Below are 25122 nucleotides of genomic sequence, written 5' to 3' on the forward strand. Positions count from 1 at the left end.
TCTCTCAAATGAGACCCATACCTGGCACCGTGGTCTCCCACTTCTTGCCCCACAGGCCCATCCACCAGCGTTGCAGCCAGGAGGGCTGCCACTGGTCATTTGTCACGTTCTCCCCCGCCAACAGGGGCACTTCTGCCACCAGTTCCCCATCCAGCAGCCACCGGGCGGTTCCCAGCTGGGTTCCCTGGGGAATGGGGGCCACCAGCGGAGAAAACACATCCAGCTGCATCTCCAGCTGTTCTCCCTCCGCCACCGGATACCAGGCATCCGCCTGGGCTACCAAGGAGACGGTGGGGTTCAGGCTCCCCCCCACGGCGGAACTGCCCACCGCACTCCCCTGCTGACACAGCTGGGTGGCCGGATAGGTTTCAAAGCCGTATTCCAGCAGGGCCTGATGGTCGTCCCAGTCGTCGGGATCGTTGAGGGTGACACACACCAGGGTCTGATCCCCTCGGGTGGCTGCGGATACCAATGTGCGACCCGCCGCTTCCGTGTACCCCGTCTTCATCCCCACGCAGTCCTCCTCCAGCCACAGCAGCTTGTTGTGGTTGACAAAGGTGTGCCCCTCCATGGCAATGGTCTGGGTGGCACATATGCCAGCTACCACCGGATTGTCCAGGCATGCACAGGCCAATAGGGCCATATCATAGGCCGAGGAGTAGTGTTTCTCCTCCGTGAGCCCACTGGGGTTGACAAAGTGGGTGTTGGTCATGCCCAACTCCTGGGCTTTTTCATTCATCCGCTGGGCAAACTTCTCCTGGTCTCCCGCCACCCAACCGGCGATCACCTGGGCGGCATCGTTGCCTGACTGGAGGAGCAGCCCGTAGAGCAGGGTTTCCAGGGTCACTTGCTCCCCCTCCTTCAGGTAGATGGAGGAACCCTCCACCCCCTCCAACCATGCTCCAGACACCTCCACCACCTGGGACAGGTCCGGGCAATCTTCCACCGCCACCAGGGCAGTCATCAACTTGGTAATGCTGGCAATGGGCCGGGGGGCATGCATATCCTCATCCAGCAGCACACGCCCCGACGTGGCGTCCATGAGCACCGCACTGGAGGCCGACGTAGAAACCGCTCCCGCCGGAGGGCATAGGGCTGCCAACAGAGTAAGCGAAAAGCACAGGGCCAAAATTCTTCTCAAAAAAGGTCACTCCCATCCAATGGTATCAGATGGGAGTAGTATCACCCTTATGCTTGGCTCTTATCCGTATTGGTCTTTTTGTCGATATACCCAGTGACCTTTTCAAACATCTCAGGCACCAGATCTACCACCCGGCCCACAGAATCCCCAGCAGGAGGAGCCACAGGCAGCAGGCGCACACTGCCGTCCTTGACGATGAGGAAGGCCACAGGTGTGACATTCACGCCGGCCCCAGCTCCGCCTCCAAAGTTCTTTTCCACATTGGGGGTCTTGCCAAAGTCAGACCCGCCGGTGGCAAAGCCGAAGGACAACTTGGACACAGGGATGAGGGTTACCCCGTCAGCAGTGACGATGGGCTGGCCCACCACCGTGTTGGTGTCCACCATCTCGCGAATGCGGCTCATGGTGGTGTTCAAAACTTCATTGATGGGATGATTCTGTTCACTCATGGCTGATTACCTCCTTGGAGTTCTCCGTTTTCTTGCGATCTTCCCGCTGCATGGCGATGAATTTCATGCCGTATCGTATGCCGAAGCTGATGAGCTGCCCCACCGTCAGGGTCAGCACAGCTTGGAGCTGCACCTGGGGCTCTTTCTTTTCATAGTCCAAGTCCACCACAAACTTGTGATCCTTCACCCGAAAGCTATGGTCGATCAGGTTCCACAATCCACCGATGACCCCGTTGATCATACCGTAGCCAATGGCGGCAGAAGCCGGGTCCTTGTCAGCCCATACCAGGTGAATGTTCAGCTTGCGCACCACCATCTTCCGCCGCAGCTCCCCCGCCGCCTCACAGATCAGCGGCAGATACCGGCGGAAGGTGTGCCAGGAGCCCAGAGAGAGCTTGGACTTTGGGGGGACGGGCTTCTTCTGAGGCTCCCCCTTCTTTTCTTTCCTTGCTTTGGACTTTTTCTTTTTTTTCTTAGCCTTGGGATATACCCCGATGGTCACAGGTCCCACCACCAGGTCCAGCCGGAAGCCCTCCTGGCCATATTGGCCTCGGGCTCCCAGAGGAATTAGCGTGAGCAGCACCAGAACCAGTACCACACATCCCAGTACCATCCATCCGTTCATACCTCACCCGCCTCTTCCTCTTGCATCTTGGCGATGGCCGACTCCAGGTCCAGGGTCATCTGTACCCCCTCCTGGCTGGGAGCGGGCAACTCGGGTAACTCGTCCAAGCTGGACAGGCCAAAGGTGCGCAAGAACTGGTGGGTGGTGCGAAACTGCATGGGTCTGCCCGGCACCGCCAGACGTCCCGCCTCCTCAATCAGTTGCCGCTCCAGCAGCAACCCCACGGTGTAGGAGCTGTCCACCCCACGGATCTGCTCGATATAAGCCCGGGTCACCGGCTGGAAATAGGCCACAATGGTCAGCACTTCCAGAGCGGTCTGAGACAGCTTGGGAGGCTTGCGGTGCTCCAAAGTTTGCCGGATGGGGTCTGCGTACTCCGGCGCGGTGCACATCTGCCAGCAGTCCTCGGTGCGCACCAGACACATGCCCCGGCGATCAAACCGGTATTCGTCGGCCAGATTCCGGCACAAGCGATCCACCGTCTCCACATCCTGTTCCAAAGTGGCCGCCATACGGCCCACCGGCACCGGCTCCCCAGCTGCAAATAGGATGCCCTCGATGGTGTGTTCCAACTCCTTCAATTCCATGTCTGGCCACCTCCATCGTCGGTTTCTGGGGAAAACTCCCCGTTAGGCTGGGTACAAGTCAAAGTACTGTCCTCACTGGTGCCTGCCAAATAAATCTGATTGGATTTACACAGCTCCAACACCGCCAAAAAGGTGGCCACAATTTCCGAGCGGCTGCGGTTACCTCGAAACAGCGCCCGGAAGTGGGTGACCCCGCCCGCTCTCAGCTGATCCAAAATCCACCGGGCCTTGGTCTCCACGGGATAGGGCTCCCGACCCACAATACCTTGAAAAGCCCGGGTGGGCGGGGCTGCTGCCCCTTCGCCCCGCTGAAAGATGCGCTGCAAAGCCGCGGTCAGGTCCTGGGGCTGGTGCTGGTAGCGATAGCCCTTCTCCTGGGGCAGAGGCCGAGGCGGTCCGGGCAGGTAGTCCCGCCCATAGGCATACCGCTGGGCCAAGACCTGGGTGACCCCCTTGACCTGCTCGTAGCTCTCCTTGTGCTGGTGGGCCTCCAGAGCAGCCATCAGCTGCTCCATCTCGCTCAGCGCCTCCTGGTCGTCCACAGACAGAAGCATGCGGGTTTTGATGTAGATCAGGTGGGCGGCCATAATGACAAATTCACTGGCCACCTCCAGATTCAGCCGCTCCCGCTGTTCCATCCACTCCAGGTACTGATCCAGCAGCAGAGAGATGGGAATGTCCCGGATCTCCATCTTATTTTTGCTCAACAGGTGAAGAATGAGGTCCAGCGGCCCGTCAAAGTCCTCCATGTCCTCTTTTCTTACTTTTACCACCTTATCCAGATGGTATACCGGGACATCCACACTTCTCCCCCCTTACACAGCAAATTCACCGATATTATACCGAAGTTATCAAAAAAATACAAGGGCACCCCTGGGATATCCCCAAAGGTGCCCCCGATCCATTCAGCTATGTTGCTCGGCCAGCTTCTCCAGTGCGGCCCGGGCTGCCATTTGCTCGGCCTCTTTCTTGGTGTGGCCCTTGCCCTGTCCGGCAGGAACGCCATCCACCGAGGCCTCCATGACAAAGATACGAGCGTGGTCAGGTCCAATCTCCCGCACCAGATGATAACTCACCGCCACACCGGGTTTCCGCTGCACCAGCTCCTGCAAGGCGGTCTTGTAGTCCCGATCCACCGCCTTTTCCCGCTCCTTGTCCAAAATAAAGGTGCGGATGATGCTTCTCGCTGCCTCCATGCCGCCGTCCAAGTATACCGCCGCCAAGGTGGCCTCGGTGGCATCGGCAAGAATGGAGGGACGGGTGCGACCGCCTCCCGCGGCCTCTCCCTTGCCCAACTTCAAATGGACGCCCAGATCCAGAGCCTTGGCCACTTCATACAGGCTTTCCTCACACACCAACGCTGCACGGGTACGGGTCAACTCCCCTTCCGGCATGTTGGGATGCGAGGAAAACAGATGCTGCGCCACCACCAGACCCAGAACTGAGTCGCCCAAAAACTCCAGCCGCTCATTGCTGGTCACGCCGTCGGAACGGTGCTCGTTGGCGTAGGAGCTGTGGGTCATGGCGTGCTCCAACAGAGACAAATCCTTAAAATGATACCCTAATTTTTCTTCCAGTTTCTTCATACTACCCTCCATAGGAAAAGCCCCGCCTGCGGCAGGGCTTTTTCCTTACAAACACTCGCTTACAGGTCCAGGTGCTCCTGCATGTACTTGTACAGGTCGCCCACGGTGACGATGGAGCTCATCTCCTCTTCCTCCATCTCCTCCATGCCGAACTCCTCTTCCAGAGCCATGGACAGGTCCACCAGATCCACAGAGTCGGCACCCAACTCATCCACAAAGGCGGTATCCTTGGTAATGGCGTCAGCGTCCACACCAAATTGCTCGGCAATCAAGGCACACAGTTTTTCAAACATATTTTTCTCAAGCTCCTTTTATGTTGCTTATGTAAGAAACATAATAGGTGCTGCCGGCTCCCCTGTCAAGAGTATTTTTGACAGATTTTACTCCGGCTGCTCCCCGGTCTCCTGTTTTTTAGCCAAACCCTTCACCGGCAGGCGCATGTACTCTACGTTTTCCGTAATATCCTCAATAATCCCCGCCTTGCTGTACTCCATGGCCTGACGGATGGCGTTTTTCATGGCAAAGCCATCGGAAGAACCGTGGGCCTTGATGACCGGCTTGGAAATGCCCATCAGGGGAGTGCCACCCACCTCACCGGCATCCATGAGCTTTTTAAACTTGCGCAACCCGTCCTTCACCAGCAGAGCAGCAATCTTGGTCTTCAAGCTGGAGAGGAACATCTTTTTAATCTCCCGGCCCATGAAGATGCCCACGCCCTCCATGGTCTTCAGGAAGATGTTGCCGGAGTAACCGTCGGTGACGATGACGTCCACGCTGCCGGACACTGCTTCCCGGGCCTCCACGTTGCCCACAAAGTTGATGCGGCCCTCATCGGAAGCCTTTTGCAGCAGCACATAGGCCTCCCGCTGCAAATCGGTGCCCTTGGAGGGCTCAGCGCCGATGTTCAAAAGCCCCACCTTGGGCTCGGGACGGCCCAGCACCCGCTCAGCGTAGTAGCTGCCCATAAAGGCAAACTGGAGCAGGAATTCGGGGGTGCACTCGGCGGTGGCACCGCAGTCAATAAGCACCGCTCCACCGGTACCCGTAGGCACCACAGGAGCCAATGCCGCCCGTCGGATGCCCTTGATGCGCTTGGTCATCAAGGTGGCAGCGGAGAGCAAAGCTCCGGTGGAACCAGCGGAGACGAAAGCATCTCCCCCGCCGCTTTTCAGCAGGTTCAGGCCTACGGTGAGAGAGGAGTCCTTCTTCTCCTTAAAGGCCGTGGCGGGGTTGTCACACATCTCCACCACCTGGTCGGCGTGGGAAATTTCCAAACCGGCCGGTAATTCGTCCTTCCCCTCCCGGTGCAGGGCCTCCAGGATCGCCTCACCGCGGCCTACCAGTACCACTTCCACGCCATACTCGGCGATGGCATCCAGGGCCCCTCGTACCGGGGCCTGGGGGGCGTTGTCGCCGCCCATGGCGTCTACAATGATCTTCATCTCCGCTTTTCCTCCTCTTACAGCTTCTCGCGCAGGGCATCCACCAGCTCCAGAGAGCGGCGGGACAGCTCCGCATTTTTATTTCGTTTTCCCTTTACCTTATATCCCAAGGAGGGCATAATTCCGAAATTGATGTTCATGGGCTGGAAGTCCACCACGCTCTCATTGCTCACGTACTGAGCCAGAGCGCCCAGGGCTGTCTCTCGTGGAAAGTCCACAGGAGGCTTGCCCAACAGTCGGTTGGCCAGCTCCACCCCGGCCACAAAACCGGAGGCAGTGGATTCCACATACCCTTCCACGCCGGTGATCTGTCCAGCAAAGCAGATGCGCTCCTGGCCTCGCACCCGGTAGTAGGCATCCAGCAGGCGGGGCGAATCCAGGTAGGTGTTACGGTGCATTACCCCGTAGCGCACATATTCCGCATGGGCCAAAGCCGGGATCATGGAAAACACCCGCTTCTGCTCCCCCCACTTCAGATGGGTCTGAAAGCCCACAAGGTTATACAGCGTGCCCTGGGCATTATCCCGGCGCAGCTGCACCACGGCGTAGGGCTCCTTCCCCGTCTTGGGGTCGGGCAAGCCCTTGGGCTTGAGGGGGCCAAAGCACAGAGTCTGTTCTCCCCGGCGGGCCATCACCTCCACGGGCATGCACCCTTCAAACACCCGGCCATCTTCAAAACCGTGGACCGGGGCCTCTTCGGCCTGGCACAGCTCCTTCCAGAAGGCCAGATATTCCTCCTGGCTCATAGCACAGTTGATGTAATCCGCCGTGCCCCGGTCGTACCGGGAGGCAAACCAGGCGTGGTCCATGTCAATGCTCTCAAAGGTAACAATGGGCGCTGCAGCATCATAGAAATTCAGATATCCCGTGTTGGGGAAAAGCTTGGCGATCTCCTCCGACAGTCCCTCGGATGTGAGGGGGCCGCTGGCAAGGATGACCTCCCCCTCGGGGATGTGGGTGACCTCCCCCTCCACCACGGTGATATTGGGGTGATTGCGCACGGCATCGGTGACCACCTGGGAGAAAGCCTCCCGGTCTACCGCCAGAGCGCCGCCTGCCTCCACCCGGGTCTGGTCGGCACAGCGCAGGATGAGGGAACCGCAACGGCGCAGCTCCTCTTTCAGCAGTCCCACGGCATTCTCCAGCTGATCCGAGCGAAGAGAGTTGGAGCATACCAACTCGGCAAAGCCCTCACTGTGGTGGGCAGGGGTCATCTTGTGGGGCTTCATCTCATGCAGGGTCACCCCAATCCCCCGCTGGGCCAGCTGCCAGGCCGCTTCACAACCGGCCAGTCCTGCGCCAATGATGGTTACATTCATAGTTCGTTTCCTTTATTCTTCCTGGGCCTCGGGCGCCGATTTGGCGGCCTTGGTGGAGGTTTTCTTGGTGGTCTTTTTGGCGGTGGTCTTCTTGGTCTCCGCCTTCTCTGCCGTTTTCTTGGCGGCAGTCTTCTTGGTGGTAGTGCTCTTCTTAGCAGCGGTCTTCTTGGCCGCTGTCTTTTTCTTGCCGGTCTCCTCCTGCTCTTGGGTCTCCTGGGCAGGTGCTTCCACCGCCTCCCCCTCTTCCGTCTTCTTCCGGAAGCCGCCCCGCTTCTCCTCGGGCAGGAAGTTGGGGCATTTCTCATTGATGCAGAAGGGACGCTTATAGCCGCGGCCTGCCTTCTTGAACATGGTGTGGCCGCACTCGGGGCAGCAGTCCTTCACCGGCACATCCCAGGTGCGGAACTCGCACCGGCGGCTCTCGTCCTTGCTGCTCAGATGTTCACAGCAGTAGTAGGTGTACTGCTTGTGGGTCTTTTTGCTGGTGCCGGTGCGCTTGACCAGACGGCCGCCGCACAGGGGACACTTGCCCGGCATCTCCACCACCAAGGGCATGGTGAAGTTGCACTCCGGCCAGCCGGGACAGGCCAGGAAGCGGCCAAAGCGGCCCGACTTCACCACCAGGTTGCGGCCGCACTCGGGGCAGATCTCCTCGGACACCTCATCGGGTACCTTGATGCGCTCGCCGTCCAGCTCGGTCTCTGCCTTTTTCATCTCCTGGTCAAAGTCACCGTAGAAGTCGGAGAGCACCTGCTTCCAGTTCACTTCTCCCGTCTCCACCTTGTCCAGCCGCTGCTCCATCTGGGCGGTGAAGGCCGGGTCTACGATGTCGGGGAACTTGTCCTTCATCAGTCCCGTCACCACCTCACCCAAGGGAGTGGGACGCAGGTGCTTGCCCTCCTTGACCACATATTCCCGGTCGGTGATGGTGGAAATGGTGGGCGCGTAGGTGGAGGGACGGCCAATGCCCTTCTCCTCCAAGGCCCGGATGAGGGTGGCCTCGGTAAACCGGGCAGGAGGCTGGGTGAAGTGCTGGGCTGGGGTGAGTCCGTCCAGACGCAGAGCCTCCCCCTCCTTCAAATCGGGCAGCGGAGACTGAGGCGCCTCGTCCTCGTCGTCCCGACTCTCCTCGTACACAGCGGTGAAGCCGGAGAACTTAATGGAGGAGTGGCTGGCCCGGAATTGATATCCGGCGCTCTCCACCTCAATGGACACACTGTCATAAATGGCCTGGGCCATCTGGCAGGCCAGAAAACGGCTCCAAATGAGCTTATAGAGCCGATACTGTTCGCTGGTCAGATCCTTCTTCAGCTGCTCGGGGGTCAGGTTCACATCCGAGGGACGAATGGCCTCGTGGGCATCCTGGGCGGAATCCTTGGCCTTGAAGCGGCGAGTCTTTTCGGGATAATAGTTCTTGCCATAGCGGGCCTCAATGAAGGTCTTGGCCGAGGCCAGAGCCTCCTCGGACAGGCGCAGAGAGTCGGTTCTCATGTAGGTGATAAGACCCACGGTACCCTCTCCGGCAATGTCCACGCCTTCGTACAACTGCTGGGCCACCGACATGGTGCGCCGGGGCGTCATGTTCAGCTTGCGAGAGGCCTCCTGCTGCAAGGTAGAGGTGATAAAGGGCGGGGCGGGGTTGCGCTTTTTGTCCTGACGCTTCACCGCTCGCACTGTAAAGGTTCTGGCCTTCACAGCATCCATAACCTGCTGGACCTCCTGCTCACTGCCCAGCTCCATCTTCTTGTCCTGTCCGTAGAACTCGGCCCGGAAGGCGCCGATGTTGGGAGCAATGCGGCCCAGATCAGCCGTGATAGACCAGTACTCTTTGGGAACGAAAGCGCGGATCTCCTCTTCCCGCTCCACCACCAGGCGGGTGGCCACCGACTGCACACGACCGGCAGACAGGCCGCGGCGGATTTTCTTCCACAGCAAGGGAGAGAGCTGGTAGCCCACGATGCGGTCCAAAATACGCCGGGCCTGCTGGGCATCTACCAGGTTTTGATCGATTTTCCGGGGGGATGCAATGGACTCAGAGACCACCTTGCGGGTGATCTCGTTGAAGGTCACTCGACAGGTCTTCTCCTTGGGTACCCCCAGCACCGATTGCAGGTGCCAGGAGATGGCCTCTCCTTCTCGGTCAGGGTCGGTAGCCAGATAGACCCGCTGGCTGGCCTTGGCCGCCTTGCGCAGGTCAGAAATGGTCTCTTCTTTGTCCTTGATATCCTGATAGTCCGGCTCAAAGGTGGTCACGTCCACACCCAGCTTGCTTTTGGGCAGGTCCCGCACATGGCCCATGGACGCCTTCACCTGATAGTCGGGCCCCAAATATTTTCCAATGGTTTTTGCCTTGGCTGGCGACTCTACGATCACCAAATTCGTTTTTCCCATAGATAACTACTCCATTTTTAGTCTCACCGAAGCTCGGAATTTTTTATTTTTCTCCTGGGCCACATACCCCTGTAATTGCAGCATAGTCAATGCCGCCAGCACCCGCCCTGCGGGCCGCTGGGTATGTTCCACCAGGTCATCCGTTCCTTTTACACCCTCTTGCAGGGCCAGGAGCACCACCTGCTCATCATCCGTCAGGTTCTGTTTGCACTCCTTCCAGTCAATATATTCCATGCTTTCGGGATTGTCAACCTCTTTTTCCCGCCGTTCTGGCTGAGTGGGCTGATGTTCCGGCTGGGTGGTCTGCTCTAGATGATGCAATCTCTGCTCCACCACCTGGGGGTCCATGGGGGTCTGCACTCCTAATTTCACCGGAAACCGGTTCCGCCATTCGCACAAAATATCCTCTCCGCAGGTAACCAGCTTAGCCGCTCCCTCCTGAATCAGCCGGTTGGTACCCTCGCTGGCCGGGGCATCCACCGCACCGGGTACGGCGTACACATCCCGGTTTTGATCCAAGGCGTGGTTGGCCGTGAGCAGTGAGCCGCCCCAACGGGGACTCTCCACCACCACAACGCCCAGGGACAAACCGCTGAGGATACGGTTGCGCACTGGAAAATGGCTGGCCATATGTTGGGTGCCGGGAGGATATTCGGACAACAGCAGGCCCGAGGCCACCACATCTTCATACAAGCTGCGGTGGTACCGGGGGTATATCACGTCCAGACCGCCGGCGATCACGCTCACCACCCGGCCGCCTGCCATCAGCGCTCCTCGCACCGAGGCGGCGTCAATGCCCTGGGCCATGCCGGACACCACCAGGGCCCCGCTGTGGGTCAGCTCCATGGCCAGTTTTCCCGCCACCCGCTCCCCATACGGGGTGCAGGATCGGGTGCCCACCATGGCAATGACCACCTCATCATCCACCGCCAGGGGTCGGCCCTTGGCGTAGAGCACCAGCGGCGGCTGGGGAATGGCAGCTAGGCGTTGGGGATAGGTGGCATCCTGTCGGGTCATCACCCGGATACCCAGCTGGTCGCATTGATCTAAGATGCGGTCCACCTCTGCCATGGATTTGTCCCGCAGTGAGACCTTGGCCCGCCCTTGCAGCCATGTCAGCTCCTCCAACTCCTGCCCGCGGGCAAAGTATGCCCCCTGGGGCGTGCCGAAGTGGTCCAGAACCCGCTCCATATTCACCCCGGCCAATCCTTTTCGGGTGGACAGCCACAGCCAATATTTCAAGTTGGACATCGCTGTCCCCCCCCTCCTTTTATAAATGGGCCCGTGCCATCTCCCATAGCACCACCGAAGCAGCCACGGCGGCGTTCAGGGACTCGCACCGATCCACCATGGGGATTTTCACCGTCTTCTCACACAGATCTAAAGCCAGTTGGGACACGCCCCGGCCCTCACTGCCAATGATGACACCACTGCGCTGCAAAGAAATGTCCCGCACGTCTTCCGTGTCTTCCCGCAAAGCGGTGGCATAGAGGGGAATATCTGCCTCTTTCAGTCGCTGCGCCGCCTGCTCCAAGGTGGTCTCCCACACCGGCAGACGGAAGGCCGCACCCATGGTGGAGCGTACCGTCTTGGGGCTCCAGGGGTCGGCGCAGCCGGAGCACAAGATGAGGCCGTCGGCTCCAAAGGCATCCGCCGTACGCCAGATGGTGCCCACGTTGCCCGGGTCCTGCACCCCGTCCAACAGAAGATACCGGCTTCCAGTGAGGGTTTGGGGCATATCCAGGCTGGGGGTTTTCCCCACAAACACCACCCCTTGTGGAGTTTGTGTCTGGGCCACTGCCTCCAACAGGGACGAGGGCACCTCCACCAGCCGCACCTCTTGGGGCAAGTCAGGCAGTGGAACACCGGTGGCATAAATCACCGTCTCCAGGGAAATGGACGCTTTCAGAGTCTCTCGGAGCAGTTTGGGCCCCTCCCCCACAAATACGCCCTCTTCCCGGCGGGCAGAACGCTTGCTGCCTAGCTTGCGCAGATGGGTGACCAGGGGGTTGGAGCGGCTGGAAATCACCTCATGTCTCATTTGTCGCAGATCTCCGCAATATCATCATCCCGACCCAGTACCATGAGTTTATCATGGTCGAAGAGGATGTAATCAGCCCCAGGAGATACGGTGACATCCTGGCCTCGGCGCACGGCAATGACGTTCAGGGCGTACTTGGCGCGGATGTCCAGGTCCCGGATGGTCTTGCCCTTCCAGCTCTCAGGCAAATCCACTTCCACAATGCCGTAGTCGTCGGACAATTCGATATAATTGAGGATGTTGGAGCGAGCCAGTCCCTGGGCCACTTTGATGCCCATTTCGTGCTCGGGGAACACCACGTGATCCGCCCCTACCTTTTCCAGAAGGCGCTGGTGGACGTGGCTCATGGCCTTGCACACCACTTTGGGCACGCCAGCTTCCTTCAAGCGCATGGTGATGAGGGCGCTGCTGCCCACATCGTTACCTACGGCCACCACGGCGCAGTCACATTCCCCAATGCCCAGGGCGTTGAGCACCGCCGGGTCTCGGGCGTCACCCACCACAGCATGGGTCACCAGGTCGGCCACACTCTGTACTCGATCCCGATCCACATCCACCGCCAACACATCGTGGCCCACTTCAAAAAGCTCTCTTGCCACCGCCGTACCAAAGCGGCCCAGGCCAAACACTGCAAAATTTTTCACGTCAATTCCTCCATTAACCGATCATAACATCGCTTTCCGGATAGCTGATCCGGCTCTTACGTCCCCCTTGGGACAAGAATGCCACCGAGAAGGAGAGCACACCCACTCGGCCCAAGTACATCATAGCCACCAGCAAGAGGTGGGAGAAGGTGGACAACGTGGGCGTGATGCCCGTGGTCAGGCCCACAGTACCCAACGCCGAAGCCGTCTCATAGGCCGCCTCCAAATAGGGCACCTCGTCCACCAGAGAAATGGCAATGGACGAGAACAGGAACATCATGGACACAACCAATACCAGGGTCACTGCCGAAAGCACCTTGCTCAGAGGGATGGTGCGCCCACGGATGGTCACATCGCTGCGGCCATGCAGGCCCGCCCGCATGGCCAGTACCAGCACGCCCAAAGTCACGGTCTTAATACCGCCAGCGGTGGACCCGGCAGAGCCACCCACCAGCATGAACAAAATGCACACCATTTGAGAAACCTGCTGAAGCGCTCCTTGGTCCACGGTGAGGAAACCAGCCGTACGCAGGGTGATGGATTGGAACAGAGCGTTAAACACTTTCTGCCACCAGGGCATTCCGCCCAAGGTCTGGGGGTTGTCATGCTCCACCGCCAGGAAAAACAGCGCCCCCCCTACAATGAGGGCAGCGGTGATCACCAGTACCATCTTGCTATACAACGTGAGCCGACGGAAGGACTTTTTGCGTAAAATCTCCGCCCACACAAAAAAGCCCAGACCGCCGCAGACAATGAGAGTAGCCACGGTCATCAACACCACCGGATGATCGGCATAGGTGGAGAGACTGCCCACCTGATCCGGTCCCAACAGGTCAAAGCCTGCGTTACAAAAGGCAGATACCGAAATAAAAATCCCCTTCCAAATGGCTCCCAGACCGTAGCGGGGCAAAAAACACCCGGTCAAAATGATAGCCCCCATGGCCTCCACCGCAAAGGTCAGGCGAAAGGCATTGCCCACCAAGCGGGCCACATCGTGCATGTCGTTGAGGTTAAAGGCAGACACCATCATCAGCCGTTGGCTCAGGGACATGCGTTTGCGCACCAGACTGGCCAGCAAAAAGATCACGCTCATAAAGCCCAAGCCGCCCAGCTGAATCAGGACCAGAATGACACCCTGGCCAAAAAAAGTAAACTGTGTCAGGGTATCCACCAAGATCAATCCCGTTACACAGGTTGCCGATGTGGAAGTAAACAGGGCGGTCATAAATCCGCAGCTCTCCCCAGACACTGAGGAAATGGGGAGCATCAACAGCAGCGCCCCCGTCAAAATCACGCCAGCAAAGGAACATGCAATCACCCGAGTGGAGTTGACCACCCGTCTTCGCCGTGCTCCGGCACTCATCTTCGACACCTCTCAATTTGATATGCAAAAGCATACCGACAGAGGGTTCTGCCGGTATGCTTTTGGTAGAACTGGAACGGAGCGAAAAGGGCAGGAGCCATGTTGACTTTCACCGTTCTCACTTCCTGTTCCTCTGCCGCGCCCCAGGGCTGCGGCTCATATGCTACATTCAGATTCATTATACCAATTTGTACAGATTTTTCAATACCCTATCCTCTTTTTCCCCTTTTGGGCTTGTCTTTCCAGATTTTTTCCATCAACTACAGTTTTTTGGTCCTTTTGACTACACAATTCATTCAGTTTCAGTGGATTATTTCTGGCAGGATTGGCCAGATTTCCGATTTCTCGCCTCACCCATTGCCCCTGGTGTTTGGGTGTGGTATACTCGGGGCGTTTCAGAGATATTGTCAAAGAAGAAAGGAGCATTTTGTCTTATGAAGCTCAACAATGTGAAAGATGTCGAGAAGTTTATTCAGGTGGTCAACGATTGCAAAAGCGATGTGTACTTGAAGTCCTTGGAAGGTGACGTGTTCAACCTCAAGTCCTCCATGTCCCGCTATGTGGCCATTGGCCGTCTGATTGAGGAGTCCGGCGACAGTCTGGAGCTGTTTGCCAGCACCAAGGAGGATGAGGCTCTGCTCATCAACTTCCTCTTCCAGCTGGACGAGAACAACCAGTAAATTCCACCGCTTTCCCCATATATGAAAACCTTGCCTGGAAGCTCCACGCCTCCAGGCAAGGTTTTTCTTTTCATTTTACGGGAACAATGAGGTACTCTGATGTGCCGCCGCACAGCATTCCCCCCTCTGGGGTGAGGATAGCCGTGTCCCGCACACACACACCATCCCGCAGGCACTCCACTGCCTGGCCGGTGACCTCCATCTCCATCTTTCCCCCGCCAATGGTGCCGCTGGTGGTTCCATCCGGCCACACCACCATGCGAGTGCCAGGGCGCCGGGGTGCAGAGCCCTGCTTGGTCAGCAAAGTGACCATGGCAAAGGACGGCTGTCCCATGGCTTCCACCACCTGAGCTGGCAGGCCTGCTGCCAATCCCAGTTTGGCCCGCTGCTGCACCAACTGGGCAGCAATGGACAGGGCGATCTCCTCGGGGGTCTGGGCCCCGATATCCAGACCGATGGGGGCGAACACCTCTTCCAGTTTCTCTGTCTGGAACCCGTCGGACACCAGGTGTTCCTTCACCGCCGCCACTTTGGCCCGGCTGCCAATCATGCCCACGTAGGCGTGGGGGCGGCGCAACACCGTGCGCAGACATACCTCATCCATGGCATGGCCCCGGGTGACAATGACATAAAAATCACTGCCCCCCACCGGCACCTCCTCCAACACCTGGGGAAATGGACCACACCGAGTCTCCGTTTGGGTGGACACTTGGCCAAACAACTGGGCTCGATCATCCAACACCAGGGTGGAAAACTCCAGATTCACCGCCAAATGGCTCAAAGCTGCGGCAATGTAACCGCTGCCGCAGATGATGAGCCGGGGCGTGGGGGTGATGGTCTGGACAAAAAATTCCCCTTCGGCGGTTTTGTGCAGTCCATCCCCCTTCAGCTGGGGAAATACCCGCTGCCAAAACGCCAACTGTTCTGGGGCGCACTGGATATGGTGGCCATGGCTTACCATCTCCCACCCCAAATGGGGCTGGGAACAGCCGGAGACCAGCACCGCCCGCTCTCCCCCCTGCACCAGTTGCCGCAGGTAGGCATACAACTCACGCATATTGTCCACTCCTCCATCTCACAATGCTCTCCAGTACCCCACCGCCAATGGCCAGCGCCTTGTCCGAGACGGTGTAACAGTGGGCCTTTTCACATCGAGGGTCCACATCCCCCGCCTTCATCTGGGCAGTGACTTCACACCCCTGGGGCAAAAGCCCTCGCAGGCAACCGGAAATGGCGGTGACCACCGGCTGACCTGCCACGTAGGCCACCGTGTCCCCGGCCTGCACCATGTCTCCGATTACCCGCACCGGCTCAAACACTCCAGCGCAGGGAGCGCGCAGCACCCGCTCCACTGTGTAGCCGCCGATGTTGCCAGGCACACCTGTGTTGGGGATGGCGCTGCCCTGGTGGATGCACCGGCCCAGCGTGTGCCCCCGCATAGTCTCCACCACACAGTGACAGTCTACCCCGGCGGTAAAGCCCGGACCTAAGGCGACGACATGGGTGGCCTGGTTCATGGCGGTGCCCAGGTTCTTCTTGGCCAAGATGGCATCCACCAACACATCGGGCCGGTACTCTTTCCAGGCAGTCCCCTGAGGGTCTGCCACCACGGGGACTTCTCCCCTCTCCCAGGCCAGCGCCACATCTTCCGCGGTGGCACACCGGCGCCCCACCATATCCTCCACCTGGGTCACGCCGTCATACATAGCTTGGCTCAGCGCCACCGTGCGGCGCACCGCCGTGGGCTGGGGCAGGTCGGTCATCAGTAGCCGAAACCCGCAGTGGTGCAGCCGCAGCGCCACTCCGGTGGCCAAGTCACCGGCTCCACGAATCAAAATCAACAATGGGATATTCCTCCTTTTGTATGGCGCACACCTGGGCGCAAATATCCAGAGCTTTGAGTTGCTGGGCCAACCACATTCCCTGCTCCCTCTGGATGGGATCGTCGGCCTGATTGAGCACCACTTGCACCGGTACATTCGTTTTCATATGCTCCAGCCCCCGCCGGATGAGGGCCAGCACGTCCTCCGGCTCCATGCAATGCTCTTGGGCATAGGGGGACTGTTCCCAGCGGTGGAGCACATCCCCCGCCGGTTTGCCCAGCCCAGACAGCCCCACCACATAGAACATCATCTGGGTGGCCTGGGGCAGACACGGCTCATGTCTGGCGTGCCACTTCAGCGGCATGTGGCGGGAGCCGTCCGCCTCGCAGAGAATCACATCAAACCAGGGTGCCACCCGCTCCAATTCCTCCATGGGCGGTCCCACCCGGCGACCGGTTCCGTTGGGGATGGCCCACAAAAGAAGTTGCCCCGCTTTGGGATGTTCCATCCCACTTCCATCCTGCTGGATATAGACGGGGATGTCCGGCGGGATGTCCATAGCCAAGTGGGTGGTGGTGGTCAGCAGCACCCGCTTCCCCTCCTTGGCCCAGGAGCGGCCCAGAGCATAGAGCAAGCTGGTTTTCCCGCCGGACCCCACCACAGCCATCCATTTGGGGCTCATAGCAGCATCTCCACCACCTGTTCCGGCTCCAAGTCTGCCCGTTCTATCAATGCCAACAGTTCCGCGCGGCTATCCAACGGGGCCTTATAGGCCAGACCGCACCCGGCGGTGATGGAGGTGGGTACCGGAATGAGCCGCCCAGGCAAGCCTGCCCCGTGGGCCTGGGTCTCCATGGACATGGCCTGCACCGTGGAAGAAAAGGTAATCAGCAGCTGTAAAGTTTTCGCTCTCACGCTTATTCCTCCTTGGCCAACTGGGCCACAGCGGCAATGGCTGCCTCCACATCCTCCGATGTGGTGGAACAGCCCACGCTCATGCGCACCGCCCCCGCCTCTCCGGTCCCCAGGGCCAAATGCATCAACGGCGCACAATGGGCCCCAGGCCGGGTGGCAATGTCAAACTCTTCATATAATACATCACTGAGCTGGGCCGCTTCCCATCCGTCCAGATTCATGGCCAGCACTGGGGCCCGGTGAAAGGTGGACCAGTCGCCATAAATGGTCACACCAGGGATGGCGTGCAATCCCTCATACAGCTGGCGTAGCCGCTGCTCCGTCTGGGCCCATAGCCGCTCCACCCCCTGGGTCTGAAGCCACTCCAGCCCCGCACCCAGCCCTGCAATCCCCGGGTTGTTCCGGGTCCCCGCCTCCAGCCCATCGGGCAAGGCAGAGGGATGGGTGTGGGAAAAGGAGAGAATACCACTGCCCCCCACCAGGAGCGGGCGCAGCTCCACCCCTGGGCGCAGACACAACAGTCCTATGCCTTGAGGGCCCAGCAATCCCTTGTGTCCGGGCAGGCACAGCACGTCAATCCCCATTTGCTCCATAGACAGGGGCAGATGGCCCCCACTCTGGGCGCCATCCACCACAAGCAAGGCTCCATTTTGTTTGCACAAGCGGGAAATCCGCTTCAAATCCGTCACATTACCGGTGACATTGGAGGCGTGAGTGCACACCACCGCCTTGGTGCGGGGAGTGACCATCTGCTCCATGTCTTCATAGGAAATGCGTCCCTGCCGGTCCACCGGGACGATGGACAGTTCCACCCCCTGCTGCTCCAACTGGTAGAGGGGACGCAGCACCGAGTTGTGCTCCGCCGCCGTGGTCACCACGTGATCCCCCGGGGAGAGCAGGCCCACAATAGCCTGGTTCAAGGCGTGGGTGGCCCCGGCGGTAAACACCACCTGTTGCGGCCCTCCGGGCACACCGAAAAACTCCGCCACCCGGCACCGTACCTGGTAGGCGGTGCGCAATCCCGCCAAAGCGGGGCCATGGGCCCCTCGCCCGGCGTTTCCCAGGTTCAGCGCCTCCACCATGGCCTGCCCCACCTCCGGGGGCTTGGGCATGGAGGTGGCGGCGTGGTCCAAATAGATCATGGCTTGACGATGTGGCCAGCGGTGACCATTTTCTCGGCGATCTCATACATATTGGTGACGCCGCCCACCGCCAAAGTGTCCGCAATACCGTAGAAGTTCAGGCAGGTACCGCAGGTGAGAATATTGACCCCCTCTGCCTCCAAGGTGCGCAGATCCTCCAGAGCGGGAGAGCCTTCACAGGTCAGGTGGGCGCCGCCGTTGTAAAAGAGCATGGTCTGGGGCAGCTGGTCCTGCTGGGTCAGGGCGTAGATAAACCCCTTCATCAGGGTTTTGCCCAGCTCTTCACTGCCGCGGCCCATCTCCTGGCTGTCAATGACCACCACCACGCCGCCCTGGCGACGGTCGGGAATGCAGGCGGGCGCTTCCTCCTGGGCCGGGGTGTCCTGCCCGTCCCCCACCGTGATGCACACCACAAAGCTGTGCTCGTCCCGCTTCTGGGAGGTCACGCCATACCCCTTTTGCTGGGCCAGCTTGGTGAGGTTTTGCACCGCGATTTCCTCGCTGACCAGCACCTCCACCTGTCCGGCCCCTTGTAACTGAGCAATGGCTTTCTTGGCCTTTACCACCGGAATGGGACAGGTATCCCCCCGGGCATCCACATGCAACATCATGGTCTTATTTCTCCTTTACGGTAATTTCTTGGTCTGTTTTTGGAACGATCTCCCCGATGTGGGCCGCTGGCAGACCCAACGCCCGCAATGCTTCCACCAGTTCAGGTCCATCCTGGGGCGGCACCGCCACCAGCAATCCCCCCGAGGTCTGGGGATCAAAGAGCAGTTCCTCCATTTCAAAGGAGATCCCCGGCTCAAAGGTGACGTGGGGGGTGAGATGGTTTCGATTCCGCTGGGCTGCGGCGGTGTAGAGAAATTCCCCCGCACACCGCAGGGCATCGGGCAGGGCGGGAATCTGATCCGCCCACAACACACAGGACCGGTCCCCGTCCATCATCTCATGGAGGTGGCCCAGCAGGCCAAAACCGGTGACATCGGTGCAGGCGTGCACCGTGTAGTCCCGCAGCACCTCCGCCGCTCCTTTATTTAAGGTAGTCATGGACTCCACGGCACTCTGCAACGCCTCTGGGGTGGTCTCCCCCACCCGGGTCGCTGAACACACCAGCCCGGTCCCCAAAGCCTTGGTAAGAATCAGATGGTCTCCCACCTGTCCGGCGTTGTTGGGATAAACCTTTTGGGGGTGGACAATGCCTGTGACAGACAGCCCATATTTCACCTCGTGGTCTGCAATGGAGTGCCCCCCCACCAGGCTACCCCCGGCCTCGGCCACTTTCTCCGCGCCACCCCGCATAATCTCTCCCAGCACGTTCAAGTCTCCATCCTGGGGAAAGCACACCAGATTCAAAGCGGTACACACCGTACCGCCCATGGCGTAGATGTCGCTGAGGGCGTTGGTGGCTGCAATTTTTCCAAAGGTATAGGGGTCATCCACCATGGGCGGGAAGAAGTCCACGGTCTGGACAATGGCAAGGTCCTGGGTGAGTTGGTACACCGCCCCGTCGTCCTTGCTGTCATACCCCACCAGCAGGTTAGGGTCCCGGGGTCCCTTGGGTAGCCGCTCCAAAATGCGGCTGAGAATCCCCGCCCCCAGTTTGGCGGTGCATCCACCGCCGGTACAAAATTGAATTGGCTGCTCCATCCTCTCTCCTCCTTGTGTCTACCTCTTTCCGCCTCTAGGCGCGGGACTTGCGCTGGCGAATCAATACCACACACACCAGCACCACCAGCGCCACCGGGGCCAGCACCCAAGCGATCTGGAAATAGGGGCTGCGCAGGGTGCTGAATATATTCTGCCACCAGGACTCGTCAATGGTGAGGTCCAAATTTTCCTCTGGCAATGTGGTGGAAGTGTACTGATAGGTGCGGGGTGCCACCTCTTCAAAGGGCAGGTTGCTGTATTTCAAAACCGGCATATCCTCGTCCAAATTCAGGTTGATGGTCAGGTTGGAAAAATCCTTCCACAGAGCAGCCGGTTGGAGATAGTATTTCAAATCTCCCCGCTTGGCATCAAAGTCGTAGTCGGGATATCCGCCCAGGGCATAGGTGTAAGACACCACCACCTGGCTCTCCTCCCCCGGCTCAAAGGTCAGTTCAAAGGAGATGGCATCCACCGTCCGTTCCTGCACGTCGGCCACATCTCCAGTACTGAGCACCACATACTTCCAATCCGCTGTCTGGATTTGAGTGGAGTAATTCAGCGCATACCGATCCACGGTAAAGGGCGCCGCTTCCCCGTCCACCGTCACCTCCACGTTCCCCTGTTCCACATTGGGGGAGAGAAACATGGACGGGGTCACCACCTGCTCCTGGGTGGTGTTTTTCATGGTATAGGTTACCACCATATCCGCTTTTGCGCCGTGCACAGTGATATCCAACACCTCGGACAACACAGAGATTTCCTCATTTTTCTGGAAGGTAATGGCTGAACCCACATCGGGATCGGCGGGAGCTGCCATGTTGGCCTTTGCCGTCTGGGAAAGGCTCAGAGCCATCAACAGAACCATCATCCACACATACGGTTTGCGCTTCATGTTCCTTCCTCCTTCCGTCCATCCATCCTTACAAGTTCCTGATCCTATTATGCCTTGGGCAGGAGCTTACTCCATGGCAATGGCAACTTTGATAACCCCATCCCGTCTCTGCTCAAAGAGTTCATAGGCTTGGGCAATGTCTTTCAAGGGATAGGTATGGGTAATGAGGGGTGTCGTATCCAGCTTTCCCTGCTCAATGAGCCTCAGAGTCTCCGGACAGTGGCAGCCGTCCACGCCGCCGGTTTGGAAGGTCAGATTCTTGCCGTACATCTCCGGCAGAGGCAGGGATTGGGGGCCATCGTAAAGGGCCACCACCGTCACCACGGCGTTGGGGCGAGCGCACTCCCAGGCCATGCGGAAGGTGTCCGAGCTGCCCGCCACCTCCAGCACCACATCCGCCCCGCCGTGATCGCTGTGGGCCAGAACCACTTCTTGGAGCTGGTGGGGCGTGGTGGTGATCACATCCGGATGGTGTTGGCGGACAAAGGCCAGTCGGCTCTCGTCGATGTCGCAGACGATAATCCGCTTGGGGTGATACAACGCCACACACTGGAGGGTGCACAGCCCCGTGGGCCCTGCCCCCAGAATCAGCACGGTATCCTCCTCCCCGATGTGGGAAATCTGCGCCGCCCAGTACCCAGTGGCCAGCACATCCCCCACCAACAACGCCTGTAGGTCAGTGACGGAATCGGGAATCTTGTTCAGCCCTTGGTCTGCGTAGGGTACCCGGACATACTCCGCCTGTCCCCCGTCGATGCGACAGCCCAAAGCCCAGCCGCCGTTGGGATCGGTGCAGTTGTTCACCCAGCCGTGTTGACAGAAAAAGCATTCCCCGCAAAAGGTCTCCACGTTCACCGTTACCCGGTCACCGGGCTTCACCGTGGACACGGCTGCTCCCACCTGCTCCACAACTCCCACCATTTCATGGCCCACAGTGATACCGGGTACCGCCCGGGGCACACTGCCGTGCTTGATGTGCAAGTCACTGGAGCAGATGCTGGCCAAGGTCACCTTCACAATGGCATCCCGGTCATTTTGCAGCACCGGCTTGGGCTTTTCCACAAGTTCAAAGGTTCCCTGTTTCACGTACGAATAGGCAAGCATCGTCTTTCCTCCTTCTCCAGCTGGCAGCACCCGGGTGTATCGTCACATCCGCACCGCTTGTTTCATCAGGCCGTGGCGGTTGCAGTAGCCATAGAGATAGCCCCGGCCCCGGAATAGGAAGCGGCACGCTGCCTCCCCTTCCGGGTACAGCTTTACCATTTGAAATTTATCGTGTGTCACATAGGCCAAAAAGGAAATGTAGTGGGACTTGGTCATGGGGTGTTTCACGGTAATGTAGGTTTCATCTTCCACCTGCTCCATCTCCACCACGTGGTGCTCGTCCATCTCCTCCGCCTCCAGGGCAGGCAGGGACACACCGCAGCAGCTGACCACCGTCTCCCCCAGGGTGTGGATCACGTTTCCACAGATGGGACAGACGTAGATTTTGGAACGAAGCATATTGGCGGACTTATTTTGGTTGATCACCGCATCCCCGTTCATCAACTCCAACACGGAGACACCCAGAGCCGCGGACAGCGGTTCCAGCAGCGAAATGTCAGGCAAACCCTTGGCCGTCTCCCACTTGGAGATGGTCTTGCTGCTGACGTCAATCTTTTCCGCCAGCTCTGCCTGGGTCATCCGTTTTTGCTCCCGCAGCTGCTTGATGGTGTTGCCGGTTACATATTGATTCATTGTAAAACGCTCCTGTTCTAACATGATATCGCATATTGTAGCAACCGGGAGGCCCCTTCACAACCTACGCATTGTAGACCTGTGGCCTTTGTTTGTATTTTATCACAAAACAATTCCTTCCGTAAAGTGGATGCATGTCTTACGGGAGAAAGGAAATGTCTTACCCCCGTCCATGCTGCCGCTTGCGAAAGTCCGCCTCGATGGCGTCTTTCCAGTGTTCATCCAGGGTGGCGCAGCACCGCACGGTGCTCACCGCCTGACTGATGGTCTGATAGTTGAGCTGGGTGCCCTGACTGTCACAGTGGAAATTCACCGCCCGGTCTGCTGCGATGCCCAGGTGCCCCGCCGTCTCCACAGCGTCGATGTTGGCCCCCAAAAAGAGAAATTCCCAACCGTATTTCTCCTTTTTCCGCTGGATCATCTTCTTAACCTGTGGGGCTGAATAACGGCGGCTGGCGTTTTCCATGCCATCGGTGGTGATGACAAACAGAGTCCGCTCCGGCACGTCCTCCCGTCGGGCATATTTATGGATGTTGCCGATGTGGTGAATGGCCCCACCCACAGCGTCCAGCAAGGCAGTGCAGCCCCGGACATAGTAGTCCTTATCGGTGATGGCGGGGACTTTCCCCATCTCCACCCGGTCATGGAGCACCTCCACTCGATCATCAAAAAGAATGGTAGAGACCAGAGCCTGTCCCGGCTCGCCCTTCTGCTTTTTCAACATGGCGTTAAATCCGCCGATGGTGTCCCTTTCCAGTCCCTGCATGGAACCGCTGCGATCCAAAATGAACACCAGTTCGGTCAACTTGTTTTTCATAAAGAAATCCCCCTATTCTATGTGGTTTGATTTACAACCATAGAATAGGAGAATTTCATGTCCTTGTGGTCGCATGACAGGCGACGTTTACCCACACGAAAGTCACCACAGCAAATATGGAGGCCCCTTCAACCTCCCAACAGACTCTGGTCGAAGGCGAACAGAGCCTCATTGATTTCAAAGATGTTATAGTTGCCGTGGGCAATGAAGTACTCCACAATGATATCAAATTTGCTGGAGTGAGAGAACGCGTATCCTGCTTTTTGCAGCAGTTCCCGGGCCTCTTCCAAAGGCAGCTCCAAGGCCACGGCAAAGGCCATGGCAGTGGGCTTGGACGGCTTATAGTGGATGTTAGAGCGAATTTTAGAGAACAATTTTCGGTCGATGTTAGCTTTTTTGTAGCACTGGGCGTCGGTGATGCCAGCCTGGTCGATTTTGCGCAGCAGCATCTGGGAAAAACTCTCGTCCAGCATGCCCAGAGCCTCATCCAAACTTTCGGGCGTGGTGGCACAGGGCGCAGGTGCCCACAGGGACTTCTCTTCCAGACACACCGACTGCTGGGAGGCAAAAATTCCCCGGTGACGCTCCACCTCCCGACGGTCGGCATGCTCTTGCACATAGTTGTCGTCAATGTAGGAGGCAATGTCCGCAAACAGCTTCTCCCCAATGGTATAGGCGGCCCGATCAAACACCACCAAATACACAGACATGTCATGGCGGAGCAAAAAGTCCCCGATGGTATCCACCGCCACCTTCAATGCCTCATCCTTAGGATAGCCATATGCCCCAGAGGAAATCAGGGGAAAAGCCACCGTTTGGCAGTCGTGCTCCAGAGCTAGCTCCAAGCTGGAGCGATACGCCGAGACCAGAAGTTCCCGTTCCCCGTGGCCCCCTCCACGCCAAATGGGGCCCACGGTGTGGATGACATGGCGCGCGGGCAAGCGGTAGCCTTTGGTGATTTTGGCCTGCCCCGTCTTACAGCCGCCCAGCGTGCGGCACTCGTCCAGCAGCTGAGGTCCTGCGGCTCGGTGGATGGCACCATCTACCCCTCCCCCGCCCAACAAACTCTCCTTGGCAGCATTGACGATGGCATCCACCTGCATGGTGGTGATGTCGTTTCGCACGATGTACAGCGGCATGGATTTCCCTTCTTTCTGTGTTGGCAGCTTGGTTTCAAAGAATCTCGGTGCTGTGGTTTAACTGAGCCTGCAATCTTTCATAAAAGGCGATCTGCTCCTCCAGCCGTTGCCTCCACAGTGCCGTGGCCGTCTTAGTCCCCAGCGGCAGGTCTTTGAACTGGTTCAGCTTTCCCAACATGTTTGTAACCAGGTCCTGTTTTTCTTCAAACGTCATTTCACTGTATTTCAGATACTGCAACGTCTCATAAATGCGATACGCATCGTAGCGGTCGATGTTGTCCGCATCGCTGACGGTGTCGCACAACGGCGTCCGCTCCCATAGAAAGTCCGCCTGATCATCCACGTGTATGGCAATCCCGTAGCAAATCTCCTGGACCACATCCTCAGGCAAGTGCAGGCTCTCCAAAAACGGTCTGGCCAAAGCTGCGCTGCGTCGGCCATGGTTGCCCCAGTCCTCCCGCGTCTTCATCTCCTCACAGTAGGCAATGTCGTGCAGCAGTCCGGCGATGGTGGCATGGGTAGCATCGAACCCTTCCGCCTCTGCAATGGCCTTGGCAAGGTTGGCCACACGGTAAGAGTGTTCCAGGCGATAATCCCGGTCCGAAGGATTGGCCTGAAGGTACGCACTTTGGGCAAAGGTATCCTTTAAAAATGCCTCTGCTTTTGCAATCATCTCTCGGTTCACGCTCAACGCTCCCTTCCTCAGCTTGGTAAAACCATGTTTGATTTCATTCACCTT

Annotated in this window: 28 protein-coding genes; 1 reads left to right on the top strand and 27 read right to left on the bottom strand. The window is 58.5% G+C overall.

Annotated elements, in window-relative coordinates; genetic code table 11:
- Nucleotides 1–4 precede the first annotated feature (4 nt).
- The 14 genes from B5G37_RS05230 to B5G37_RS05295 form a co-directional block, all read right to left on the bottom strand.
- Nucleotides 5–1141: a D-alanyl-D-alanine carboxypeptidase family protein gene (locus tag B5G37_RS05230; RefSeq protein ID WP_143482873.1), complete on the bottom strand. Its 1137-nt coding sequence runs from the start codon at nucleotides 1139–1141 to the stop codon at nucleotides 5–7.
- Nucleotides 1142–1188: 47 nt separating this feature from the next.
- Nucleotides 1189–1590, bottom strand: coding sequence for a GerW family sporulation protein (gene ytfJ, locus B5G37_RS05235; protein WP_087254974.1), 402 nt, complete (start codon nucleotides 1588–1590; stop codon nucleotides 1189–1191).
- Entirely contained in the window at nucleotides 1583–2215 is a 633-nt protein-coding gene (locus B5G37_RS05240) for a DUF2953 domain-containing protein (RefSeq protein WP_087254977.1), read from the bottom strand. Before B5G37_RS05240 ends, ytfJ begins: the two co-directional genes overlap by 8 nt.
- Nucleotides 2212–2802, bottom strand: coding sequence for an SMC-Scp complex subunit ScpB (scpB, locus tag B5G37_RS05245; RefSeq protein ID WP_087254980.1), 591 nt, complete (start codon nucleotides 2800–2802; stop codon nucleotides 2212–2214). Before scpB ends, B5G37_RS05240 begins: the two co-directional genes overlap by 4 nt.
- On the bottom strand, nucleotides 2793–3605 hold the full coding sequence (locus tag B5G37_RS05250) for a segregation/condensation protein A (protein WP_242962765.1): 813 nt from the start codon (nucleotides 3603–3605) through the stop codon (nucleotides 2793–2795). Before B5G37_RS05250 ends, scpB begins: the two co-directional genes overlap by 10 nt.
- Before the next feature lie 102 nt (nucleotides 3606–3707).
- Entirely contained in the window at nucleotides 3708–4388 is a 681-nt protein-coding gene (gene rnc / locus B5G37_RS05255) for a ribonuclease III (RefSeq protein WP_087254983.1), read from the bottom strand.
- Nucleotides 4389–4447: 59 nt separating this feature from the next.
- Nucleotides 4448–4681 (bottom strand): acyl carrier protein, encoded by a 234-nt coding sequence (locus tag B5G37_RS05260; protein ID WP_087254986.1) that lies wholly within the window; start codon nucleotides 4679–4681, stop codon nucleotides 4448–4450.
- An 87-nt stretch (nucleotides 4682–4768) separates the two neighbouring features.
- Nucleotides 4769–5830 carry a phosphate acyltransferase PlsX gene (gene plsX / locus B5G37_RS05265; RefSeq protein ID WP_087254989.1) on the bottom strand — a complete coding sequence of 354 codons (1062 nt, stop codon included), beginning with the start codon at nucleotides 5828–5830 and terminating at the stop codon, nucleotides 4769–4771.
- Nucleotides 5831–5847: 17 nt separating this feature from the next.
- Nucleotides 5848–7149, bottom strand: a complete 1302-nt coding sequence (trmFO, locus tag B5G37_RS05270; RefSeq protein ID WP_087254992.1) for a methylenetetrahydrofolate--tRNA-(uracil(54)-C(5))-methyltransferase (FADH(2)-oxidizing) TrmFO — start codon at nucleotides 7147–7149, stop codon at nucleotides 5848–5850.
- A 12-nt stretch (nucleotides 7150–7161) separates the two neighbouring features.
- The gene (gene topA, locus B5G37_RS05275) at nucleotides 7162–9540 is read right to left on the bottom strand and encodes a type I DNA topoisomerase (protein WP_087254995.1); all 2379 of its coding nucleotides are present in this window, start codon (nucleotides 9538–9540) and stop codon (nucleotides 7162–7164) included.
- Nucleotides 9541–9546: 6 nt separating this feature from the next.
- Complete coding sequence (dprA, locus tag B5G37_RS05280) at nucleotides 9547–10791, bottom strand: DNA-processing protein DprA (protein WP_087254998.1); 1245 nt, start codon at nucleotides 10789–10791, stop codon at nucleotides 9547–9549.
- Between the two features lie 19 nt (nucleotides 10792–10810).
- Entirely contained in the window at nucleotides 10811–11581 is a 771-nt protein-coding gene (locus B5G37_RS05285) for an RNA methyltransferase (RefSeq protein WP_087255000.1), read from the bottom strand.
- A complete protein-coding gene (locus B5G37_RS05290) occupies nucleotides 11578–12225 on the bottom strand; it encodes a TrkA family potassium uptake protein (protein ID WP_087255005.1) in 648 nt (215 codons plus the stop codon). Before B5G37_RS05290 ends, B5G37_RS05285 begins: the two co-directional genes overlap by 4 nt.
- A gap of 13 nt (nucleotides 12226–12238) precedes the next feature.
- Entirely contained in the window at nucleotides 12239–13588 is a 1350-nt protein-coding gene (locus B5G37_RS05295) for a potassium transporter TrkG (RefSeq protein ID WP_087255008.1), read from the bottom strand.
- A 434-nt stretch (nucleotides 13589–14022) separates the two neighbouring features.
- On the opposite strand from B5G37_RS05295, the gene B5G37_RS05305 reads away from it, so the two are divergent.
- Nucleotides 14023–14268 carry a hypothetical protein gene (locus B5G37_RS05305; RefSeq protein ID WP_087255013.1) on the top strand — a complete coding sequence of 82 codons (246 nt, stop codon included), beginning with the start codon at nucleotides 14023–14025 and terminating at the stop codon, nucleotides 14266–14268.
- A gap of 70 nt (nucleotides 14269–14338) precedes the next feature.
- Here B5G37_RS05305 and B5G37_RS05310 read toward each other — a convergent pair whose 3' ends face one another.
- The 13 genes from B5G37_RS05310 to B5G37_RS05370 all read right to left on the bottom strand — a co-directional run bounded on the left by B5G37_RS05310 (nucleotide 14339) and on the right by B5G37_RS05370 (nucleotide 25068).
- Nucleotides 14339–15325, bottom strand: coding sequence for an XdhC/CoxI family protein (locus B5G37_RS05310; RefSeq protein ID WP_242962766.1), 987 nt, complete (start codon nucleotides 15323–15325; stop codon nucleotides 14339–14341).
- Complete coding sequence (gene yqeB, locus B5G37_RS05315) at nucleotides 15318–16112, bottom strand: selenium-dependent molybdenum cofactor biosynthesis protein YqeB (RefSeq protein ID WP_204217862.1); 795 nt, start codon at nucleotides 16110–16112, stop codon at nucleotides 15318–15320. Before yqeB ends, B5G37_RS05310 begins: the two co-directional genes overlap by 8 nt.
- Nucleotides 16084–16773 (bottom strand): selenium cofactor biosynthesis protein YqeC, encoded by a 690-nt coding sequence (yqeC, locus tag B5G37_RS05320; RefSeq protein ID WP_087255019.1) that lies wholly within the window; start codon nucleotides 16771–16773, stop codon nucleotides 16084–16086. The genes yqeB and yqeC overlap by 29 nt, the downstream gene beginning before the upstream one ends.
- Complete coding sequence (locus tag B5G37_RS05325) at nucleotides 16770–17006, bottom strand: DUF3343 domain-containing protein (RefSeq protein WP_242962767.1); 237 nt, start codon at nucleotides 17004–17006, stop codon at nucleotides 16770–16772. The genes yqeC and B5G37_RS05325 overlap by 4 nt, the downstream gene beginning before the upstream one ends.
- A gap of 2 nt (nucleotides 17007–17008) precedes the next feature.
- The gene (locus tag B5G37_RS05330; protein ID WP_087255024.1) at nucleotides 17009–18148 is read right to left on the bottom strand and encodes an aminotransferase class V-fold PLP-dependent enzyme; all 1140 of its coding nucleotides are present in this window, start codon (nucleotides 18146–18148) and stop codon (nucleotides 17009–17011) included.
- Nucleotides 18145–18759 (bottom strand): sulfurtransferase-like selenium metabolism protein YedF, encoded by a 615-nt coding sequence (yedF, locus tag B5G37_RS05335; RefSeq protein WP_343229687.1) that lies wholly within the window; start codon nucleotides 18757–18759, stop codon nucleotides 18145–18147. Before yedF ends, B5G37_RS05330 begins: the two co-directional genes overlap by 4 nt.
- A 4-nt stretch (nucleotides 18760–18763) precedes the next feature.
- Entirely contained in the window at nucleotides 18764–19798 is a 1035-nt protein-coding gene (gene selD, locus B5G37_RS05340; RefSeq protein WP_087255027.1) for a selenide, water dikinase SelD, read from the bottom strand.
- A 34-nt stretch (nucleotides 19799–19832) separates the two neighbouring features.
- A complete protein-coding gene (locus tag B5G37_RS05345) occupies nucleotides 19833–20690 on the bottom strand; it encodes a hypothetical protein (RefSeq protein ID WP_087255031.1) in 858 nt (285 codons plus the stop codon).
- Nucleotides 20691–20756: 66 nt separating this feature from the next.
- A complete protein-coding gene (locus B5G37_RS05350; RefSeq protein WP_087255034.1) occupies nucleotides 20757–21794 on the bottom strand; it encodes an alcohol dehydrogenase in 1038 nt (345 codons plus the stop codon).
- 42 nt (nucleotides 21795–21836) lie between these two features.
- A complete protein-coding gene (locus B5G37_RS05355) occupies nucleotides 21837–22427 on the bottom strand; it encodes a helix-turn-helix domain-containing protein (protein WP_087255037.1) in 591 nt (196 codons plus the stop codon).
- A 160-nt stretch (nucleotides 22428–22587) separates the two neighbouring features.
- On the bottom strand, nucleotides 22588–23244 hold the full coding sequence (locus tag B5G37_RS05360; protein WP_087255040.1) for a VWA domain-containing protein: 657 nt from the start codon (nucleotides 23242–23244) through the stop codon (nucleotides 22588–22590).
- Nucleotides 23245–23372: 128 nt separating this feature from the next.
- A complete protein-coding gene (locus B5G37_RS05365; RefSeq protein WP_087255043.1) occupies nucleotides 23373–24383 on the bottom strand; it encodes an O-acetyl-ADP-ribose deacetylase in 1011 nt (336 codons plus the stop codon).
- 34 nt (nucleotides 24384–24417) lie between these two features.
- Entirely contained in the window at nucleotides 24418–25068 is a 651-nt protein-coding gene (locus B5G37_RS05370; protein ID WP_242962770.1) for an HD domain-containing protein, read from the bottom strand.
- Between the last annotated feature and the right edge of the window lie 54 nt (nucleotides 25069–25122).

Source organism: Pseudoflavonifractor sp. An85 (assembly GCF_002161235.1).
In the GTDB taxonomy this organism is placed as follows: Bacteria; Bacillota; Clostridia; order Oscillospirales; family Oscillospiraceae; genus Enterenecus.

What these genes read in the sequence shown, in the direction of transcription:
- B5G37_RS05355 (WP_087255037.1), bottom strand. Translation starts at nt 22,427, where the DNA reads ATGAATCAATATGTAACCGGCAACACCATCAAGCAGCTGCGGGAGCAA.
- B5G37_RS05365 (WP_087255043.1), bottom strand. Translation starts at nt 24,383, where the DNA reads ATGCCGCTGTACATCGTGCGAAACGACATCACCACCATGCAGGTGGAT.
- selD (WP_087255027.1), bottom strand. Translation starts at nt 19,798, where the DNA reads ATGGAGCAGCCAATTCAATTTTGTACCGGCGGTGGATGCACCGCCAAA.
- trmFO (WP_087254992.1), bottom strand. Translation starts at nt 7,149, where the DNA reads ATGAATGTAACCATCATTGGCGCAGGACTGGCCGGTTGTGAAGCGGCC.
- yqeC (WP_087255019.1), bottom strand. Translation starts at nt 16,773, where the DNA reads ATGAGCCCCAAATGGATGGCTGTGGTGGGGTCCGGCGGGAAAACCAGC.
- rnc (WP_087254983.1), bottom strand. Translation starts at nt 4,388, where the DNA reads ATGAAGAAACTGGAAGAAAAATTAGGGTATCATTTTAAGGATTTGTCT.
- scpB (WP_087254980.1), bottom strand. Translation starts at nt 2,802, where the DNA reads ATGGAATTGAAGGAGTTGGAACACACCATCGAGGGCATCCTATTTGCA.
- B5G37_RS05305 (WP_087255013.1), top strand. Translation starts at nt 14,023, where the DNA reads ATGAAGCTCAACAATGTGAAAGATGTCGAGAAGTTTATTCAGGTGGTC.
- plsX (WP_087254989.1), bottom strand. Translation starts at nt 5,830, where the DNA reads ATGAAGATCATTGTAGACGCCATGGGCGGCGACAACGCCCCCCAGGCC.
- dprA (WP_087254998.1), bottom strand. Translation starts at nt 10,791, where the DNA reads ATGTCCAACTTGAAATATTGGCTGTGGCTGTCCACCCGAAAAGGATTG.
- B5G37_RS05310 (WP_242962766.1), bottom strand. Translation starts at nt 15,325, where the DNA reads ATGCGTGAGTTGTATGCCTACCTGCGGCAACTGGTGCAGGGGGGAGAG.
- B5G37_RS05330 (WP_087255024.1), bottom strand. Translation starts at nt 18,148, where the DNA reads ATGATCTATTTGGACCACGCCGCCACCTCCATGCCCAAGCCCCCGGAG.
- topA (WP_087254995.1), bottom strand. Translation starts at nt 9,540, where the DNA reads ATGGGAAAAACGAATTTGGTGATCGTAGAGTCGCCAGCCAAGGCAAAA.
- B5G37_RS05350 (WP_087255034.1), bottom strand. Translation starts at nt 21,794, where the DNA reads ATGCTTGCCTATTCGTACGTGAAACAGGGAACCTTTGAACTTGTGGAA.
- yedF (WP_343229687.1), bottom strand. Translation starts at nt 18,759, where the DNA reads ATGATGTTGCATGTGGATGCCCGGGGGGATACCTGTCCCATTCCGGTG.
- B5G37_RS05360 (WP_087255040.1), bottom strand. Translation starts at nt 23,244, where the DNA reads ATGAAAAACAAGTTGACCGAACTGGTGTTCATTTTGGATCGCAGCGGT.
- B5G37_RS05345 (WP_087255031.1), bottom strand. Translation starts at nt 20,690, where the DNA reads ATGAAGCGCAAACCGTATGTGTGGATGATGGTTCTGTTGATGGCTCTG.
- B5G37_RS05295 (WP_087255008.1), bottom strand. Translation starts at nt 13,588, where the DNA reads ATGAGTGCCGGAGCACGGCGAAGACGGGTGGTCAACTCCACTCGGGTG.
- ytfJ (WP_087254974.1), bottom strand. Translation starts at nt 1,590, where the DNA reads ATGAGTGAACAGAATCATCCCATCAATGAAGTTTTGAACACCACCATG.
- B5G37_RS05260 (WP_087254986.1), bottom strand. Translation starts at nt 4,681, where the DNA reads ATGTTTGAAAAACTGTGTGCCTTGATTGCCGAGCAATTTGGTGTGGAC.
- B5G37_RS05240 (WP_087254977.1), bottom strand. Translation starts at nt 2,215, where the DNA reads ATGAACGGATGGATGGTACTGGGATGTGTGGTACTGGTTCTGGTGCTG.
- B5G37_RS05285 (WP_087255000.1), bottom strand. Translation starts at nt 11,581, where the DNA reads ATGAGACATGAGGTGATTTCCAGCCGCTCCAACCCCCTGGTCACCCAT.